A 227-nucleotide genomic window follows, 5' to 3' on the forward strand; every position below is an offset into this window, starting at 1 on the left:
GTTCACCGGCAATAGTGCCGATCCTGCCGAGGAACGGAGCCCCAATGTTACCAGGCCTGCGTTCGGCGTCTCGTTGGAGGGTTCCAATCTGACGGATGAGGACGAATATGTCTCCGCCGCAATGGATCACGACGACGCCTTCCTGACGCCTCTTTGCCATCGGCAACGCGACTTCGCAGGTTTTCGCGAAATCGACTTCGTCATTATCGGATGCGTCGTCTTCGGCT

General features: G+C 57.7%; 1 pseudogene. It reads left to right on the forward strand.

Going from position 1 to position 227, the window contains the following annotated elements:
• Window positions 1-227: pseudogene (locus AF337_RS32020) on the forward strand (thiamine phosphate synthase); the annotation flags it as partial.

Source organism: Rhizobium ecuadorense (assembly GCF_001187535.1).
Taxonomy (GTDB): domain Bacteria; phylum Pseudomonadota; class Alphaproteobacteria; order Rhizobiales; family Rhizobiaceae; genus Rhizobium; species Rhizobium ecuadorense.